Annotated in this window: 2 protein-coding genes; one reads left to right on the plus strand and one right to left on the minus strand. The window is 42.9% G+C overall.

The window, feature by feature from the left end; all coding sequences use genetic code 11:
* Positions 1-137 precede the first annotated feature (137 nt).
* Complete coding sequence (gene ychF, locus WMO25_RS17130; RefSeq protein ID WP_349086376.1) at positions 138-1,238, minus strand: redox-regulated ATPase YchF; 1,101 nt, start codon at positions 1,236-1,238, stop codon at positions 138-140.
* 181 nt (positions 1,239-1,419) lie between these two features.
* Between ychF and lgt the strand changes: the two genes are divergently transcribed.
* Complete coding sequence (gene lgt / locus WMO25_RS17135; RefSeq protein WP_349086377.1) at positions 1,420-2,289, plus strand: prolipoprotein diacylglyceryl transferase; 870 nt, start codon at positions 1,420-1,422, stop codon at positions 2,287-2,289.
* Positions 2,290-2,465 lie beyond the last annotated feature (176 nt).

Genomic DNA, 2,465 nt, shown 5'->3' on the forward strand with positions numbered 1-2,465 from the left:
GTATTGTACTGCCTTATGTACCGCTGCCAGACGTTGGCAACGAGAGTGTGCCTGTGTTGAATAACTCTTTTTGAATCCATATATTGTTTCAGAAGCCGCACTGCATTATTCCGTCATGCGGCAGTCTTATTTATGATTTAAACGTTAAAGCGGAACAGAATCACGTCGCCGTCTTTGACAACATATTCCTTGCCTTCCATACCAACAATGCCTTTTTCCTTGGCAGCAGAGAGACTTCCGTTATCAAGAAGATCCTGATAGTTGACAACTTCGGCTTTGATGAAACCACGTTCAAAGTCTGTATGGATCTTGCCGGCAGCCTGTGGGGCTTTTGTACCTTTCTTGATCGTCCATGCACGGCACTCATCTTCGCCGGCAGTAAGGAAACTGATCAGACCAAGCAGACTGTAGCTTGCTGCCACCAGTTTGTCAAGACCGCTGGAGGAAACACCCAGGTCTTCCAGGTATTCCTTCTTCTCATCGTCATCAAGGTCAGCTAATTCCTGTTCGATCTGAGCACAGATAACAAAAACTTCAGCGCCTTCTTCCTTAGCCATTTCTCTTACCTTGGCAACATGTGGATTGGATGCGCCGTCATCAGCCAGATCATCTTCAGCTACGTTGGCAGCATAGATAGTTGGCTTTGCAGTCAACAGGTTGTAATTCTTAAACCAGATCTGTTCGTCCTCATCGTCAGATACTTCAAATGTTCTTGCCATCTTGCCGTCTTCAAGATGCGCCTTGACAGCCTGAGCCAGTTCAAGCTCTTTGGCATAAGCCTTATCCATCTTTGCCTGTTTAGCAATCTTGGCAATTCTGCGTTCAAGAATCTCGATATCAGAGAAAATCAGTTCCAGGTTAATCGTCTCAATATCTCTGACAGGATCAACAGAACCGTCAACATGAATAATGTTGTCATCTTCGAAACAGCGGACAACATGGACGATAGCATCTACTTCACGGATATTGGCAAGGAACTGATTGCCCAGACCTTCACCTTTGCTGGCACCTTTTACAAGGCCTGCAATGTCCACAAATTCGATAGTGGCAGGTGTTACCTTCTTTGTGTGATACAATTCACCGAGTTTCACAATTCTTTCATCCGGAACAGCAACAATACCTACGTTTGGGTCGATAGTTGCAAACGGATAGTTGGCAGATAATGCGCCGGCTTTTGTCAGAGAGTTAAATAATGTACTCTTTCCGACATTTGGCAGACCAACAATACCTAATTTCATATCTATTTCCTCACTTTCAATGCAGTTTTCCGTATTATTTTAGCACAGTTCCCGTAAAAAGAACAGCTATTTTATGACTTGATTTTTGCAATAAAGCAGTTTACAATGGAAAAATAGAATTTATGTAATTGTTTGGAAGTGTCCGGATCGGAACAGAATAATTACAGAAGGAGGAACATTGATGACAGGAGCAAGTATCCGGTTCCCGCATTTGGGGATTGTGATTGAACATCTGGGAAAGAGTATCTCTATATTTGGTTTTGATATTGCCTATTATGGCATTATTATTGGCGTCGGCATGCTGTGCGGTATTGCAATGGCTGTGCATGAAGCCAAACGGACAGGGCAGAATCCGGAGATGTATTATGATTTTGCTTTGTGTGCGATTATATCAGCGATTGTCGGATGCAGAATTTATTATGTGGCTTTTGAGTGGTCCTATTACAGTCAGCATCCTTTGGAGATCTTTAATCTGCGGCAGGGCGGCCTGGCTATATATGGTGGCATTATCGGCGGATTCATCTGCATGATTATTTTCTCGAAGATCAGGAAGGCCAGTCTGCTTCTGATGGCAGATACGGTTGTGCCGGGATTACTGATCGGGCAGATCATCGGCAGATGGGGCAATTTCTTTAACAGAGAAGCTTTCGGTGGTTATTCTGACGGTCTGCTGGCCATGCAGATCAGAATGGATGAGGCTGCTTATACGACCCAGGATCTTTTAGACAAGGCAGTTACCGTTGATGGTGTTCAGTACATTCAGGTTCAGCCGACATTTTTGTACGAGTCTCTCTGGAATCTGGGGGTTTTGGTGATCATCCTGCTTTACAGGAAACACAAGAAGTTTAATGGGGAACTTTTCATGATGTACTTGTTTGGATATGGTATCGGGCGATTTATTATTGAACAATTCCGAACAGATCAGCTTTTGCTTCCATATATAGGTTTGCCTGTGTCACAGGTGTTGTCAGCCTGTCTGTCTGTTTTTGCATTGATCGTTATGATTTACAAGCGAAGCCGGCTGAAAAAGGCATTAAAGACAGATGCATAACAGAATATTTTGAATCTTATGAAACACACTGTCAGGTGGGGGATGATCCCATCAGACAGTGTGTTTTTGTTGTATATAAAACTGCATTCTGTTTACAAAAATTTGTAACTGTTCAGAGCCAAGCAAAATTTCAAAAAACAGGTATAAAATGCTTGCATTTTTAAGACTGTTTTTGA

Origin of the sequence: Coprococcus intestinihominis, from assembly GCF_040096555.1 — a bacterium.
Lineage (GTDB): Bacteria > Bacillota > Clostridia > Lachnospirales > Lachnospiraceae > Coprococcus_A > Coprococcus_A intestinihominis.

Excerpts from the sequence above, each read along its gene's own strand:
- ychF (WP_349086376.1), bottom strand. The coding sequence starts at position 1,238 with ATGAAATTAGGTATTGTTGGTCTGCCAAATGTCGGAAAGAGTACATTA.
- lgt (WP_349086377.1), top strand. The coding sequence starts at position 1,420 with ATGACAGGAGCAAGTATCCGGTTCCCGCATTTGGGGATTGTGATTGAA.